This is a genomic window from Streptomyces sp. NPDC048370 (assembly GCF_043200825.1).
Lineage (GTDB): Bacteria > Actinomycetota > Actinomycetes > Streptomycetales > Streptomycetaceae > Streptomyces.
Window position 1 is genome coordinate 530095 of record NZ_JBICYI010000001.1, and the last position, 16203, is coordinate 546297.

7 protein-coding genes are annotated in these 16203 nt (G+C 71.1%); 3 read left to right on the forward strand and 4 right to left on the reverse strand.

Annotation, left to right across the window (positions count from 1 at the left end; genetic code table 11):
• Nucleotides 1-4: 4 nt before the first annotated feature.
• From ACGFYP_RS02280 to ACGFYP_RS02290, 3 genes are all read right to left on the reverse strand, one after another.
• A complete protein-coding gene (locus tag ACGFYP_RS02280) occupies nucleotides 5-1843 on the reverse strand; it encodes a BTAD domain-containing putative transcriptional regulator (protein ID WP_393486013.1) in 1839 nt (612 codons plus the stop codon).
• Between the two features lie 220 nt (nucleotides 1844-2063).
• Entirely contained in the window at nucleotides 2064-2405 is a 342-nt protein-coding gene (locus ACGFYP_RS02285) for a hypothetical protein (protein WP_393485431.1), read from the reverse strand.
• Nucleotides 2406-2609: 204 nt separating this feature from the next.
• Entirely contained in the window at nucleotides 2610-4430 is a 1821-nt protein-coding gene (locus tag ACGFYP_RS02290) for an ABC transporter ATP-binding protein (RefSeq protein ID WP_393485433.1), read from the reverse strand.
• Nucleotides 4431-4710: 280 nt separating this feature from the next.
• Between ACGFYP_RS02290 and ACGFYP_RS02295 the strand changes: the two genes are divergently transcribed.
• The 3 genes from ACGFYP_RS02295 to ACGFYP_RS02305 are packed head-to-tail and all read left to right on the forward strand — an operon-like array spanning nucleotide 4711 to nucleotide 13769.
• Entirely contained in the window at nucleotides 4711-5580 is an 870-nt protein-coding gene (locus tag ACGFYP_RS02295; RefSeq protein WP_393485436.1) for an alpha/beta fold hydrolase, read from the forward strand.
• Nucleotides 5577-8729 (forward strand): caspase family protein, encoded by a 3153-nt coding sequence (locus ACGFYP_RS02300; RefSeq protein ID WP_393485438.1) that lies wholly within the window; start codon nucleotides 5577-5579, stop codon nucleotides 8727-8729. Before ACGFYP_RS02295 ends, ACGFYP_RS02300 begins: the two co-directional genes overlap by 4 nt.
• A 33-nt stretch (nucleotides 8730-8762) precedes the next feature.
• On the forward strand, nucleotides 8763-13769 hold the full coding sequence (locus tag ACGFYP_RS02305) for a hypothetical protein (protein ID WP_393485440.1): 5007 nt from the start codon (nucleotides 8763-8765) through the stop codon (nucleotides 13767-13769).
• A gap of 54 nt (nucleotides 13770-13823) precedes the next feature.
• Here ACGFYP_RS02305 and ACGFYP_RS02310 read toward each other — a convergent pair whose 3' ends face one another.
• A complete protein-coding gene (locus ACGFYP_RS02310; protein ID WP_393485442.1) occupies nucleotides 13824-16025 on the reverse strand; it encodes a discoidin domain-containing protein in 2202 nt (733 codons plus the stop codon).
• Nucleotides 16026-16203 lie beyond the last annotated feature (178 nt).

The window sequence follows — 16203 nt, forward strand, 5'->3', positions numbered from 1 at the left end:
TGCGTCACACCTTCTCTGTCGGTCGCGTACGGTCGGCATTACGTTCGACACTGCGTTCGGCCGTGCGTTCGGCCGTGCGTTCAACGCTGCGTTCGGCGCTGCGCCGTGCGTATCTGCGCAGCAGTCCGTGCATCCGGTACGGGCCGGGCGGCCCGGCCTCCAGGAGTCCCGAGTCCGCGAGCCGCTCCAGCGTCTCCTCGGCCTCATCGGCCCCCTCGATCCCCTCGATCCCCCCGCAGTCCTCGGCGCGGAACTCCGGTGGCAGCGCGCCGAGCCGACCGAAGACCTCGGCCAGGCGCGGGTCGAGCCTGCCGAGCGCGCCGGCGAGGACACGGTCCACGGACATGTCCGGGGAGTCCGGCAGTGCGAGGCGGGCGACGGGGTCGCCGGCGAGCCAGTCCGCGCCGTCGGCGAGCCGCAGCTCGGGCCGGGTGAGCAGGCGGGCCGCCGCGATGCGCAGCGCGAGGGGGAAGTGCCCGCAGAGCTCGGCAAGTCGGCGAACGGCGTCCGGCTCGGCCCCGGCGCGCTCGGGGCCGAGGACCGTGTGCAGGAGCTGGTGGGACTCCTGGGGGGCGAAGACGGAGAGCCGGTGGACCCAGCCGCCGTGGGTGGCGATGAGTCCGGCGAGCCCCATGCGGCTGGTGACGACGGCGGCGCCGCCGGGGCCGACCGGCAGGAGGGGGCGTACCTGTTCGGCGTCGGTCACGTCGTCAAGGACGAGCAGCGCACGGTCCTCCGCCCGCCTGTCGCGCAGGGCCGCGGCGATCTCGGCCGCGACCTCGCCCGGTGCACGGGGCGCGCCGTGCGGGTCGGTCATGCGCACCAGGAGGCGGCCGCCGGGGAAGGCGTCCCGCACGAGGTGGGCGACGTGGGCGGCGAGCGCGGACTTGCCGATGCCGGGCGCTCCGGAGAGGAGCACGGTGACCGCCTCGTCGCGCGGCTCGGTGAGCCGGGCGGTCATGGCGGCGACCTCGGCGGCGCGGCCGGTGAAGGAGGGGACCACGGGCACGGGTGCGACGAGCGGTGACCTGGGTTCGACGGCGGCGGGCGGCGGAGCCGGGAGGGCGAGGCGTCCGGGTGCGCCCTGCCCGGACCGCGCGGGGCCGAGGTCGTCGCCCCGGAGGATGGCCAGCTCGAGCCGGCGCAGGGCCGGGGAGGGGTCCACGCCCAGCTCGTCGAGGAGGTACTCCTTGATCCGGCGGTACTCGGCCAGCGCCTCGGCCTGCCGTCCGGTGCGGTACAGGGCCTCGATCAGCTGCTCGTGGAAGCGCTCGTAGCCGGGGTGGGCGCGGGTGACGTCCCAGAGGTCGACGAGGGCGTCGCCGCAGCGGTCGAGGGCCAGGTGCAGGTCGCAGACGCGCTCCACCGCGCGCAGGCGTTCCTCGACGAGACGGGGCACGACGTCTCGGTGGAGCACGTCGGAGCGCACGTTGGCGAGGGTGGCGCCCTGCCAGAGCGACAGGGCGTCCTTGAGCAGGTGCAGTTCGGCCTCGGGCTCGTGCTCGGTGGAGGCCCGCGCGACCTGGTCGCGGAATGCGATCAGGTCGAGGGTGCGCGGGCCCGCGCCGATCCGGTAGCCGCCGGGTACGGCCTCGATCGGGGTCTCGGTCACACCGTGCTTGACGAAGAGCCGGCGCAGCCGCATCACACAGGTCTGGAGGGCGGCCTTGGCGGTGGCCGGCTGTTCCTCGCCCCAGATGGCCTGCTGGAGGTAGTCGGCCGAGACCACGCCGTTCGCGTGGAGCAGCAGCGCCGCGAGGAGGTTGGTGGGCCGGGACGGGGCGAGGACGACGGTCTCGGTGCCGTCCGCGAGACTCAGCGGCCCGAGCAGCTGGAACCGCATGGTGATGTCCAGGGCCTTTCGTTTGGCGAGCCCGGCATGATCCAAACCACAGGCCCTAGGGCCTGTCCGGCGGATCAGGGTCGGATAGGGCGCGGCGTCCGGTGCGGTCCGTCGCAAGGCGCCGGAGCGTCTCGATAGCGGAGCTATCGGGGCGTTTCGGCAACGCGGCGAGGGGCCGTGCCAGGCGTCGCGGCCCCGGCCATGATCCGCCGGACAGGCCCTAGTCCCAGCCGTTGACCAGCTTGCACACCGGCGGCGGTTCGACGGTGAAGGGCAGCGAGGCGGCGAAGGCCTCCCACTCGGCGCAGAGCGCGGCGACGGCCTCGTTCGGGGTGTGCGGGAGCCCGGCGCCGGGGCCGAACGGACCGGGACCGTACGAGTCCGTGCCGTACGAGTCCGTGGCCTGCGGGGCGGACCGGGCGGTGGCGATACCGGTGGGCTCGGCGACCTGCCCGGCAGCGGCGGTTCCGCTCGTCAGGGTGAGCGCGCCGAGCGTCAGGGCGAGCGCGGCAGCGGCCCGCGTCCAAGCGCCGGGCTTTTTCGTACACGGATGTGCGTCCATGGATCCCCCTGGGCCTGTTGGTGGATTCCTCCGCCTCGCACCGGAGCGGATCCGGCGGTCCCGACGATGCCAGCGGACCGGGCCCGATGGAGCGCCCCCGCGTGACAGCAAGCTGACGCGCCCTGTCAGCTTGGTGTCACGTACCCACGGAACCCCACGGAGCGCGCCCCACCAGGCCCGAAGGTCCGGACCAGGGCCCTGCCGTCAGTTCACTTCGGCCCCCGCGGGACTGTCGTCGAGGAAGCCGCCCGACTGGTGCTGCCAGAGCTTCGCGTAGGCGCCGCCCGTGGCGAGCAGCTCCTGGTGCGTGCCCTGCTCGACGATCTGCCCCCGGTCGAGGACGACGAGCCGGTCCATGGTGGCGACCGTGCTGAGCCGGTGCGCCACGACGAGCGCCGTCCGCCCCTCCATCAGCCGCCACAGCGCGTCCTGGACGAGGATCTCGCTCTCGGAGTCGAGGGCGCTGGTCGCCTCGTCGAGCAGCAGGATGGGTGCGTCCCGCAGGATCGCCCGGGCGAGGGCGACCCGCTGGCGCTGGCCGCCGGAGAGCTTCACCCCGCGCTCGCCCACCATCGTGTCGAAGCCCTCGGGCAGGGCGTCGGCGAACTCGGTGACGTGCGCCGCCCCGGCCGCGCGGCGGATCTCCTCCTCGGTGGCGTCCGGCCGGGCGAACGCGATGTTGTCCCGGAGCGAGCGGTGGAACATGGCCGGGTCCTGCGGCACGTACGCGATCTGGCCGCGCAGTTCGGCCTGCCGCAGCCGGCTGATGTCCTGTCCGCCGATCAGGATCCGGCCGTCGTCGATGTCGGTCATCCGCAGCAGCAGCCGGGTGAGCGAGGTCTTGCCGCCACCGGACCGGCCGACGAGCCCGAACTTCGCCCCGCTGGGCACCGCCAGGTCGAGCCCCTTGAAGAGCGGCTCCGCGCCCGCGTGGGAGAAGGTGACCCGCTCGAAGCGCACGTCGGCCGAGTCGGCGAGCAGCGGCTCCGGGGTGGGCGGGTCGAGCACCGTGGGCGGCTCCAGGAGCAGTTCGGTGAACTGCGCCGCCTCCGTCATCGAGCTCTCCAGACGCCGGTAGATCTGGTTGAACTCGAACATGATCCGGGTGGCGCCCGCGTAGTACGTGAAGGTGACGATGAGCGCCTCCACCCCCAGCTCTCCCCCGCCGAGGGAGAGCGCGAGCAGCAGCCCGAGGACGTTGGTCAGGACGGACATCGGCGCGACCAGGGTGTCGATGCGCAGGTTGCCGTAGTCCCAGGAGCGCAGCGTGAGGCGGCGCGACTCGGCGACGCGCGACCGGTGTTCGGCGGCCTCGCGTTCCTCCGCGGCGAAGGACCGGACCGTGTCCATGTTCATCAGGCTGTCGGCGACGTGCCCGGAGACCCGGGCGATGGCCTGTTCGCGCTGGGCGACGAGGGCCTGACGGCGCCGGATCAGCGGGGCCACTCCGATACCCGTCACGAGGATCATCGTCAGCAGCCCGACCACGAGCAGCGGGTCGTACTGCCACAGCACCACCGACGCGAACGCCAACGGGACGAAGCTGCCCATGACCGAGAAGGTCAGGGTGTCGACGAACTCCTCGAAGCGGGAGGCGAAGCTGAGGACCCGCTTGGTCAGCGACCCGGCGAAGTTGTCGTGGAAGAACGAGGTGTCCTTGGCGAACAGTTCACCCATTCCGACGACGTACAGGTGCTCGATGCCCCGGGCGTCGAGACGGTTCAGGCAGTGCAGGCCGACGCGCCACAGCGCCTCGGAGAAGAGCAGGACACCGGCGAAGGTGAGGACGTACGGCAGCATCGGGCCGACGGCGAGCGCGGCGCTGCCGTCCCCGGCGATCCGGCCGACGAGCTTGGCGACGACGAGCGGCGCGATGTACTGGATGCCGACGTTGCCGAGCGCGGGCAGCAGCATCGCGGGCAGGGTCAGCCATCGAAGACGGGCCAGTTCCCGTCCGTAGTAACGGAGTGCGAGGAAGACGGAGCCCCTGCTCGGGGGCCCTTCGGGCGATTGTGGAGGTCCCATCCCAATCCTGTAATTTCGGAACCAACGGGTGAGCCCGAAAGTCTTCCGTGCGGACCTCCACGCGGTCCACGTGTTTTACGGCCCCGGGAACCGCCCCGGGCCACCCTGGCCCCGCCCGTCCACCCACACGTTCGACCGCCCCTCACGGCGGTGGCAACATCCCGCCCTTCGCCGCCAGTTGGTCACCCGTAGCGGTTATCCGGTCACGCGACATGCGGCATGATGGTTCCTCAGGTCTTCAGCGGGGGAACAACCTCGGTCGAGGTCATAGGGGGGCACAGTGTCGCGAGTAGTCATCTGCCACGGCATCGGATACCAGTACAAGCACGCCGAGACGATGCTGACCGAGTGGTACGAAGCCCTCCGGGTCGGCATGACGGACGCGGCGCACCCGGTGCCGGACGCGGCGGACGTGGCCGCCGTGTACTACGGCAGCTGTTTCCGCAGCCGGGACACCAAGGGCGGCGGTGTGGAGGACGAGCTGGACGACATCCCGGCGTTCCAGATCGGCGACGTGCGCGACCCGTTCGAGCTGGAGTTGCTGGAGGCGTTCGCCGAAGGGACCGACGCTCCCCCGGACGACGCGAAGGGACTCGGCCAGATCGCCCTGCGCCGACTGGAGCGGAACGAAGGGCTCGGGAAGCCCATGGGCCGCACGGTCATCTGGATGATCCGTCAGGTACGCCGGTACCTGGACGCGTCCGACACCGTGCGGGAGTGCGCGCAGAAGCGCTTCGAGCGGGTGGTGACCCCGGAGACGAGGGTCGTCATCGGCCACTCGCTGGGCTCCGTCGTCGCCTACGAGGCGCTCCGCGCCCACCCCGAGTGGAACGTGCACACGTTCATCAGCGTCGGCTCCCCGCTCGGCCTGCGCGCCGTCCAGGACCGTCTGCTGCCGACTCCGCCCTCCGCGGGCAACGCTCTTCCCCCCGTCGCCCGCTGGGTCAACGTGGCCGCCAAGGACGACCCCATCGCACTGGTGAAGCACCTCGGGCCCGCCTTCGGCGACGTCGACGACCGACCCGTCGTCAATATGCCCTGGCACAAGCCCGGCAAGTACTTCTTCGGCAGCCACTCCGTGCTCCGCTACCTGACCACCGACGAGGTGGCCGAGGCCGTCGCGTCCGGGCTGGCGGCCACCGAGCGGTGACGGCGGCTTCCTACCCCGTCGGCAGGTCGACGGAGCTCGTCCGGGTCGCGCTCGTCTCCGGAAGCAGTACCTTCGGCGACGGTTTCAAGCCATTGCCGCGCGTGCCGGACGAGCTGCGGATGATGCGGGCCGTCCTCGCGGAGGCCGGATTCACGATCCATCACGGCTCACGGACCAATCCCGAGGTCAAGGACCTGAAGGCCGGCTTCGAGCAGGCTCTGAACGGCGAGGACGGCACGCCCCCCGACGTTCTGCTGTTCTACTACTCGGGGCACGGCGTCGACATCGGGGACAGGGACATCCTGCTCGCCGCTCATGACAGCGAGAAGGCCGTGCGGTCGAGCATGCTCGACGTCGCCGAGCTCATGTCGCTCATCATCCCGGGCACGAAGGCCGCCCGGCCGCGCGAGGTGGTCATCCTGTTCGACGCCTGCCGCTCCGGCCTTGCGATCAACCGGCTGAACGCGGAGGTGAACGCACAGAACGCCAAGGCGACCGACCTGCCCCTGCTCACCCTGATCAGTTCCACGAACGGGACCACCGACGCGCAGCAGATGCACTTCGCCGACTCCTTCGCGGCCGCCCTGCGCAACACCCGCGCCGGCGAGGACGACCAACACCTCGACGCCCACAAACTCTTCGCGGAGCTCCAAGTCCGCATGGAGAAGGGGTCCGAGAACCCCAAGGAACCCCAGTTACCCGAATTCGTGCCCCCTCGGGGGCAGATCCGGGCCTTCCCCAATCCGCGCTACAACCCGCCTCGCCAGGTACGCCGGCCACCGGAGGCCAACGACGACAGCGGATGGGCGTTCTGCGGACGCGTCGAGGCCGTACGGGACGTCGTCTCCTACCTGGCCGAGGCGCCGCCGCCGGAACCGGGAGGCCCGCTCGTGGTCACCGGAAGGCCCGGCTCGGGGAAGTCCGTCCTGCTCGACTGGATCCACACCTCGTCCTCCCCCGAGCGGCCGCTGCCCACCGGGACACGCGCGCCCTCGGCCGCGCCCGACACATGCGTCGACCTGCTGCTGGACGTCCGCGGCCTGCGGGTGGACCTGATCGTGTCCAAGTTGGCACGCCGCTACGGCACGGGGCAGGAGGACTGCCCGGCCCTGGTGGACGCCATCGGTGACCGAGGACTGCGCCTCGTCTTCGATTCTGTGGACGCGAGCGAAGAGCCCGAGCTCCTCTACGGCGCGCTCCTCGCGCCCCTGGCCGCCCAGCCGCGTACCCATGTCGTCATGGCCACCAGTGAGGTGCCGGACGGCTTCGAGGGACGGATCGTCGACCTCGACGCGGACGAGTACTTCCACGAGGCCGACATGGTCGGGCTCGTGGAGCACGTCCTCAGGAACCGTAAGAGCACGCGATGGTCGACCACGAACGCCCGGTCGATACGCGACATCGCGCTCGCCACGACCGCGGCGGCCGGTCGGTCCTGGCTCCGCGCCTACCTCTTCGCCGTCGACACGTGCACCCAGGACCCCGCGAACGCCAAGGTCCAGGCCGAGCGGTCCAACGCCGACCTCTTCCTGGACACGCTGAAGCGACTCAGCCGCGACCGGGACGACGACGATCCGCAGTGGGCCCGGGACATGCTCCTCCCGGTGGCCCTGGCCCAGGGCGACGGACTCCCGGCGGACGGGCGGCTGTGGGCCGCGGTGGTCCGCGCGGCGGGCAGACCCGAAGCGGGCCCCTCGGCCATCATCGACGTGTGCAGAGAGGCAAGGGACTACCTTGATGTCCCGGAGGACGGCATGAACGGTCACGGATGGAGGCTCACGCACCCTCCGACCGCCGGCTACCTGGCCGATTCGGACGAGGCGCGCAGATACCACGAGCTGTTCGTCACGGCCATGACCGAACAACTCCCCGTGCTGCCGTCCGGACAGCGCGACTGGTCCGCCGCCGACCGGTACACCCGGGAACACCTTCCGCACCATGCCCGGCTGGCCGGCGTCCTGGAAACCTACCTGGACGATCCGGAGTTCCTGCTCGCCATGAACGGCGAGACGCTGTACCGAACCCTCGGTCTCCTCCAGGAGTCCACCGACGACCGGGTGGCCAACGTCCGCGCCCTCTGCTGGCAGTTGATGGGGACACGCTGGCGGCCCGACGGGCACACCCTGGCGCGCCTCGCACTGCACGCCCAGGTACGAGCCCTGGACGAACTCGCCCGGCGTGCCCGTGCGTACGCCTCGGGCTGGCAGGCCGTGGCCGTCGATTGCCGCCCGCCTTCCGCGCGTCCCAAGGCGGAGGGCCGTCGCCTTCCGGAGGACCGCGACCTCCCGGAGGACCGGAGCGTCAAGAGGGTCCACTGCCTGCCCGACGGCGGTGAACTGGCACTGACCGGGAGCAGGGTCTTCCACCGTCCGGGAGACGCCGACGACACCGGCTGGACCGAGTTCGACCCCGACACCGAGCAGGTGAAGAGTCGCGAGGGCGACCCGCCACGGATCACCGCGTCCTCGGTCATCGACTATCAGGGTGAGCCCGCGCTGTTCGCGGGGGACATCAACGGCGCGGCCTGGGTCGCGCTCCTGGACGGCAGGGGGATGGAGATCCCGTCATTGGATCTCCGCTGCCCCCTCAGCACCTGCGTCAAGGTCGGGCAGACCCTGCTGATCGCGGGGAGCGAGGGGTGGCACTGGCGGCGGGCGCGCGTCACCGGCGAGCGCGTCGACAAGCCGGGGCTGCGTCTGGGCGAGGCCACGGCCGCGGTGACCGCGGACGGGCTCCGGGTGGCGGCGCGCACGGCCCGGGAGGTGGTCGTGTGGGACGGCGAAGGCGACCGCCTGCGCGCCTTCGAACCGCCGCAGGAACGCGGCCTGGTGAAGATCACATCCAACGCCCACGGCATCTACACGGGAGCCGGCGACGGTTCCGTCTGGTGGTCGGACTGGAACGGGCGCAGCCATCGATGGATCACGAAGCACGCGAGGGGCATCAGCGAACTGCGACTGTGCACCGTGGGTGACACGCAGGTGCTGGTGAGCGCGGGCGTCCACGGCGATATCCGGCTGTCGTCCCCCACCCCTTCCGGTCGGGCCCGCCACTTCGACATCGGGCTCGACGTCCACTCGGTGGACCTGCACCACAACGGCCAGATCGTCGTCGGAACGGACGAGGGCCTGGTCCGCATCACGCCATGAACAGCACGCACACGGGGAGTCGAGGAGTCGAGCGTGAGCCATGAGAACCCGATCTCGTCCACTGTGGGCAGGGAGTCGTCCCTGACCCACGAACTGCACATGGCGCTCCACGCGCTCGCCACGGATCTGATGGGTCCGTCGGCCGACCGGGTCCGCGTCGAGTCCCGGCTCCGCACGGTCATCGGCCTCGGGCAGAGGGCCCTGGACAGAAAGATCCCGCTGCCTCGACGCCCCTTCGACTTCTCGGACGAGAGAAAGCCGATCGGCCCCGGCGCGCTCCTCTTCGAGTACGCGGAGGAGGGGGCCACGGACCTGGGGGACCTGCTCGGCGAGCTCGACACCGAGTTGCTGACCGAGCTCGACCAGCTGGTGACCCGAGCCGAGGGCGTGGGGACCGCTGGCGGCGACGCGCCCAAGCCCGCGCCGGTGGGTGGGGTGCCCCTTCTGCTGGCACCGGTGGACGACTGGTACGTCATCGCCGGCGCGGACATCGTGCTCGATCCCCGCGACGGCGCCCTGCCCTCGTCGCCGCTGCCCGATCCCGCCGCGATCGACCGGGGTCTGCAGGCGGCACGGCCCCTGGTGGCGACCGTGGGCCGCAAGCTCTCCGCCGAGGTCCACCCGCGCGTCGACGCGCCGTACGTCCTCAGCCCCTCGACGGTCGCCCCCGACTCCGCCCCGGCCGCTGTCGCCCTGTCCTGGCTCGCCGCCGAGGGCGGTCTCCCGGACCTCGGCAGCCTGGGCGTGCTCGCCCTGGCGGGCATCTCGCAGGACGGCGACTGGCTGCCGCCGACCGTGATCGAGCAGGCGATGGAGGCCGCCGCCGAGGCCGGACTCGACGTCCTGTGGCGGGACACCGACGGCTGGCGGCTGCGCCGGGACGGGACGGACGAGTCCGATGCCGAGCCGACCCTGCTCGGCGCCGCCCGCCTGCTCTGGGGGGAGCAGTGGGATGCCGCGGTGGGGCGCAGGGCCGCGAAGACCCTCGACGAGGAGGAGTGGCGCATCCTCCACTCGACCGCGGCCGGCGACTCCGAGCCGGGGTGGAGCGGACCGGCCGACAAGAGCGTGGTCGACTTCGAGCGGTCCTCCTTCCTCTTCAAGCGGTACCACCAGCGACCCCTGTCCCGGGTGATCCAGTCGGGGCCGCGCAACAGCGGAAAGACGGTGTGCGCCCAGCAGGTGGTGCGGAAGCTGGAGGCCGCCGGCTGGCAGACCCTCGTCCTGTCCCCCGACAGTCGCCAACTGCCCTCGGACGGCGACCTGCTGCCCGTGGTCCGCGCCGCGCTCACCGCCACCGGTGTCGACCCCACGCGCCGGAAGGTGCTCGTGGTCCTGGAGGACCTGCAGGCCTTGGAGGACGGCAACGTCGGCGAGGCGCTGGAGTGTCTCGGTGAGCTCAAGGTGGGCGTGCTCGCGCTGACCCGCTATGTCGACGGGGCCACCAACCGATGGGAGAACCACGGGGTGACCGCCTACGTCACCCTGGTTCCGCCCGAGGAGGTCCCCGACCTGGCCCGGCGCATGATCCGCCAGGCGCCCGGGGAGTACCGGGTCCGCGCCGACGACTCGGCGGCCGTCGGCCTGGCCGTCGAGGCGTGCCACGGGGATCTCGGTCTGCTGGCCGATCTGCTGCGCGAGGAACCCGCGGCCAAGCCGGCCGCCGCGGGGACCCTGCCGGACAGGGGTCTGGGGGCCGACCGCGTACGGGCACGGGCACAGGCCGTCTGTGACGCCCTCGACCCCGATGCCCGCGCCGCGATGTACCTGCTGGCGGCGGTGTCGTGGCTGGACGACGGGGTCCCGACCTCCCATGTGCGGGTCATCCCCGAGGAGACGCGCAAGGCCCTCGGTGTGGTCGTCCACCACGGGCTCGCGCGCATCCCCAGCACCATCCGGGCCGAGGCGTTGATCGTTGCCGCGAGCCCCCATGGGCTGGACGACTTCCCCTCCCAACTCGAGCCGTACGTCCTGGGGCTCCTCCGGGACGACAACCGGCCGCGGCTCGACGCGCTGCTGCGCAAGTGCGCCGCCTACGCGCCCGAACGGCTCGCGCTGCTGCTCAAACTCACCTCGATCCGCGAGGCGATCACGGTCTGGGCGGCCAAGGCCCACCCCCGTAAGGCGCTTTCGGTACTACGGCTGTGCCGGCGCAACAGTGACGCCGAATGGACCGCCGCCGCCCTTCCGGCCGTGCTCGAACACCTCATGAGCGTCGACGATCTGACGGTCCGTGACCTCACGTTCGGGCTCACGGCGCTGTGGGACGACGAGTTCCGACTGTCCGAGACGAACATCCTCGCGGACCTCGTCGCATGGGTCGGACAACCGGAGGGTGGCCTGGACACGGCCCTCGGCAGGCCCTCCAGCGTCACGGACCGGTACCACCTCGTCAACGCCCTGCTCAAGCTGGCGGGTGAGGGCACCACGCCCACGGCGACCGTCTGCGACTGGTTCGAGCAACGCACGAACGAACTCGTCCGTGATGCCGATCCCGCGAACCACCGCGACCTCATCGCCGTACGGCGCATGGACGATCTGATCTTCGCCAAGTCGCGGCAGGCGGCGAGCGCCCGGGAGGACAGTCCCGCCTCGGTGCTGCGCCCCCTGTTCAAGCCCGCGCAGCTCCTGATCGAGTCCGCTCCCACGAAGGACAGGTCCCTCGCCGCCATCCTGTCGTGGATCTCACTGCGGCTGCACTTCGACGGCACGGGCGACTGGGACCAGATCATCGAGCAGTACAAGTCCCAGCTCCAGGCCGCTCTGGCGCACTCGGACGCCATCCAGATAAGCCAGGCCCTGTTCGACCTGGCGCAGAGCAACCGCGGACTCTGCAACCGGTTGCTCAACCATCTGAAGTTCGGGCGCACCCTGGTGCCCGTGGTGAAGGCGGCACCACCCGCCGAGGCGGCCATCCTCATCTCGACGGTCCGCAACATCCACGGCGGCACGCTGAGGACGCTGCTGTACCAGGAGACCCGGGACAACCGGGAGACCGACCTGGTCGCCGATGCCGGGCTCGCCCGCGAACTGGCCAAGACCGTCCGCAGCTTCGAGGACGCGCGGGGCGCCGGAATGCTGCTCAGCGCCGTCAGCCGGGTGGACGACCTCTACTGCGCCACCAAGGACCGGTTCAGCTATCGGCTCGCCATGGAGATAGGGCAGGACTTCGTCGAGAACGTCATGCGGCGGGAGCGCCGGCCGGCCATCGTCTACCACCTGTTGCGCGGTCTGTGGGAAGCGGGCGCGGACTACCGGCAGGACATCGAGGAGGGGGCGCTCGGGCTCGTCGTCTCCAGCATCCACACCCAGCGCGGCACGGCCCGGCCCTGGGGTCCACGCCTGGCCATGCTCCTGATCCAGGACGAGTACTTCGGCCAGAGCTTCCTCCACAAGCTGGCCGCGAAGCTGGACCGGAAGGTCCTCTGCGACCGGATGTCCCAGATCGGGCTCGACCCGGAGAGCATGGTGCACACCCACCGCCTTGGTCTCGCACTCGTGCCCGACATCGGAGTCGACTACGCGAACCGGATCAAGATGGACAAGGCCGTGCACGCTCCGCTCCTGAGCAGTGCGAGCAACGTGGCGCAGAAGCTGCATGTGATGGCCGACACCCTGCGGGCCGGAGGCGAGGTCGACGCGACCCGGATCGTCCTGCGCTACTTCAAGGACGAGCACCCCCAATGGGACTGGGCCGAGCGACTGCAGGTCGGCCGCAGCATCGGCGCCTTCACCACCACCCTCGGCCAGCTCCGTACGCTGGAACCGAGCAACGCCGCCACGGCCGTGGACGCCCTGAGTCGGCCGCACGCCGGACAGGACCTCTCCCACCTGCGGGAGCTCGTGCTGCGCAGCGTCGTGCATCCACCGCTCACCGCCGAGCTGCTGAGCGAGGTGGAGCGCTGCGTGCCGGGGCTCGGCAAGTCGGAGCTCGCGGCCCTGCGGAAGGAACGGCGGCGCTGGCTGACGCTCGTCGAAGCCTTCAAGTTCGATCAGGACCCGCTGACCCAGGGCCATGTGGGGCGCGCCCTGGCCCGGCTCGGGGTGACCAACCGCACCGAGGAGACCGAGTGGATGCACACCTTGGTCACCAACCGGCTGGAATCCACCATGCACCTCTTCGCCAGCCCTCGGGCGGTTCTGGAGGTGCTGACGCTCGCCCACATGTGGGAGCCGCAGTGGGGTGAGCAGCTGGCCGCGAGCGTCAACGTCAAGCGGTTGATCAACCGGCTCCGGCTGGGCCTGCGGTCGGACATGCAGGAGATCCCCGGACTGCTCCAGGCCCTGTGGCTGACCGGTGCGGGCAAGGCGTTCAACGACATCCTCGACCATGTGCTCGGGGTGAACGCCGACGTCCTGGCGAACGCGCTGGGGCCCCACCAGGCGAGCAAGCTCCTCAAGGTGGTCCACCGGGCGAACAGGTCCGCCGACGCTCTGGCCCAGGCGGTGGGGCGGCTCATCGAGCAGGTGGCCGGGCGCCACCTGGTCGTGGACGCGGAGGCGCACTGGCTCGGCATCGGGTGGGCGGCCCAGGCACTCCACGAGTGCTCCGCGCAGCGCTACCTCCCGGGCGTCGTCCCGACGCTGCGGCCCAACGTGGTGGCGCACACGTCCGCGGTGGCCTGGGCTGCCACCTGGCTGCCCCGCACGGACTGGTCCGTGTCGACGGTCACGGAGGCCGTGGACCTCTTCGAGCGGTCCGGCTCCCAGCAGTGGCACCCCCAGGCGACCGGCCGGGTCCTGATCGCGGCCGTACGGGCAGGCCTGCTCCCGACCACCGGCACGCTCGACACCCAGTGGTACGAGGCAACCTCGGCCAGCCCTGAACTCGTCACCCTGCTGACCCGCGAGACGAAGAACTCCACGATCCTGCGGGACTACTTCGCCGACCCTCTGATCGCCCCACGCCTGTGGAAGCGGATCGAGGGCTCGGGCCTCTCCCATCACCCCTGCGAACCGGAACTCCGCGCCGCAGTGAAGCGCCTCTGCCCCAAGCCGCCGAAGCCGGGTCCGGCCCCGGCCGGGGCGATCGACCTGTAGAGGGGCGGCGCGGTGTCCGCCCGCGGTGGCGGCGGGCGGACACCGGTGGGTGGGTCAGGGGAAGGAGACGACGGTCGAGGGGATCGTTTCGGTGCCCGCGGTGGGCGCCCCGATGTCGTTGATGACGTGGTCGAAGTGGCCGTTGCCGCCGAGCGAGACGGTGAGCAGGCTGTGGAACCTCACGCCCGGTTTGACCGGGGCCTTGAAGCCGTGTGCCTGACGGATCGTCGGGTCGACGTTGTAGTAGCAGTAGCTGCCGAGGCCCCAGCCCTCGTGGGTGTTCACCGAGTCGTCCACCCGGTAGGCGGCGTACCCCTTGGTGCTGCCGTTCTGGATGGCGGCCTGGTTCGGGGCGTCGTACGCCTTCTCGTTCTGGAAGAAGATCGTGCGGCCGCGCTCGCCGTACCACTCCACGTCGTACTTGTTGAAGTGCTCGACGAACAGGCCGGTGGCGAGCACGTCGTCGCCGTTGACGCGGACGCCGTAGTCGGCCCGGTTGGTCTCCCAGCCGACGCCCTCGCCGTGGTCGGCGCGCCAGACCCAGGTGTGGTCGATGATCGTGTCGTCGCTGTTGACGACCATGCTGGTGGTCGCCTTACCGGCGCCGGCCCCGCCGATGCGGATGTAGACGTCCTGCACGGTGGTGGGGTTGGCGGCGTGGTCGGCGGAGGCGTTCTGCGGGCCGACCTCCAGGAGTGTCGGGGAGTTGACGGGTCCGGCGTCGATGAGGAAGCCGGCGAGCCGGACGCCGTCGACGTCACCGACGCGCATGGCGGTCACGCCGTTGTCCGGGATGATCGTCGCGAGTCCGAGCCCGAGGACGACGGTGTCGGCCCGGTTGATCTCGATGGTCCGGTCGACGTGGTGGACGCCGGGCGTGAAGAGCAGGTGCAGCCCCTGGGCGACGGCCGCGTTGATCGTGGCGGCGGTGGCACCGGGCTTGACGACGTAGAACTGGCCGAGCGGGATCGCCGTCCCTTGCCCGGTGCCGTTCGCCCAGGTGGTGCCGCGCGCGCCGGTCCGCTTGGCGGGCGCGAAGACCTTGAACTCCCCGCCCTCCCAGAAGAGGAAGGGCTTCTCGCGGGAGACCGGGGTGGTGTCGAGGGTGGTGTAGCGGGGCTCGGGGAAGCTGGTGGCGGGGGCGCCCTCGACGCCGGAGAAGACCTGGTTCCAGACGGAGTTCGACCAGCCGCCGATCGAGCTGTCGCGGGTGTACCACTGCTGCTGCGAGTAGTTGCCGATCTGGCCGTCGATCTTACTGTCGGCGATGTAGCCGCCGCTGGCCCAGCCGTAGCCGTTCGGGGCGAGGTTGAGGCCGCCCTTGACGTGCATGCGGCGGAAGGAAGCGGCCTGGGAGACCGCCCAGCGGTTGGTGCCGCTGACCGGGTTGAGGGCCAGATTCTCGGCCGAACGCCAGAAGTTCTGGGTGGCGTTGCCGTTGAACCAGCCCGCGTCGACGGTCACGTCGCCGTTGATCGACGTGTCGTCGGGGCGCAGACCGAGCCCCGCGATCTGGGTGTAGAAGCCGATCTGCGCGTTGAGCCCGTTGTAGGTGCCGGGCTTGAAGAGGAAGGCGTGGCGCCCGCTGCCGAACTGCGCCGACTCCTGCTGCTTGAAGACCTCGTCCAGCTTGGCCTGGATGCCGGGTGTGGACGGGTCGAAGACGTGGACGTTCGGCCCGAGGTCGCCGCCGCCGGGGATGACCGGGCCTCCGTCGGTGCCGTACACCTGGAACTCCCAGAGCGAGTAGCCGTATCCGGTCGCGCGGGTGACGCCCTGCAGGCGGACGTAGCGCGCCGTGCCGGAGACGGGGACGACCTCCGTGCCGCCGGCTCCCGTGGTCGTGGAGTGGGCAGTCGTCCAGTCGGTGCCGTTCGTGGACAGCTCGATGCGGTACGCCGTGGCGTAGGCCGCCTCCCAGCGCAGTTCCACCCGGGCGAGCGCGGTGGGCGCGCCGAGGTCGACCTGGAGCCACTGGGTGTCGGAGAAGGCGCTGGACCAGCGGGTGCCGAGGTCGCCGTCGACGGCCGCCGCTGCGGCGGTGCCGGGCTGCTCCACGCTGGAGGCGGTGACGGGCTTGCCCTGCGAGGCCGGCAGGGGCGCCGCCTGCGCGCCGGTGGCCGGGGTCAGCGCGAGCAGCGCGCCGGCCAGGGCCGTGGCCACGGCCGCGGCGATTCCGCGCCGGGCCGGTGCGGGTCCACGGCTGCGTCCGCTTCTGCGTGACGTGAGGGGTGGGTGTTGCCCAAGGGGAGACATGCGGGGCTCCTTGTAGGGAACGGAAGCGGGAGAGCGCTCTCCCGACACCTTGCAGGGCCTCGAATCTGACGGTCAATAACTCTGACGGCACTTTTCTTTCGACTTGCCTTAAGCCTGAGAGCATGGCGAACACCCGGACCTGGACGGCGTGTTCGCCGCGAACGGCCTGATGGCCCGG

What these genes read in the sequence shown, in the direction of transcription:
- ACGFYP_RS02280 (WP_393486013.1), bottom strand. Translation starts at nt 1,843, where the DNA reads ATGCGGTTCCAGCTGCTCGGGCCGCTGAGTCTCGCGGACGGCACCGAG.
- ACGFYP_RS02310 (WP_393485442.1), bottom strand. Translation starts at nt 16,025, where the DNA reads ATGTCTCCCCTTGGGCAACACCCACCCCTCACGTCACGCAGAAGCGGA.
- ACGFYP_RS02285 (WP_393485431.1), bottom strand. Translation starts at nt 2,405, where the DNA reads ATGGACGCACATCCGTGTACGAAAAAGCCCGGCGCTTGGACGCGGGCC.
- ACGFYP_RS02290 (WP_393485433.1), bottom strand. Translation starts at nt 4,430, where the DNA reads ATGGGACCTCCACAATCGCCCGAAGGGCCCCCGAGCAGGGGCTCCGTC.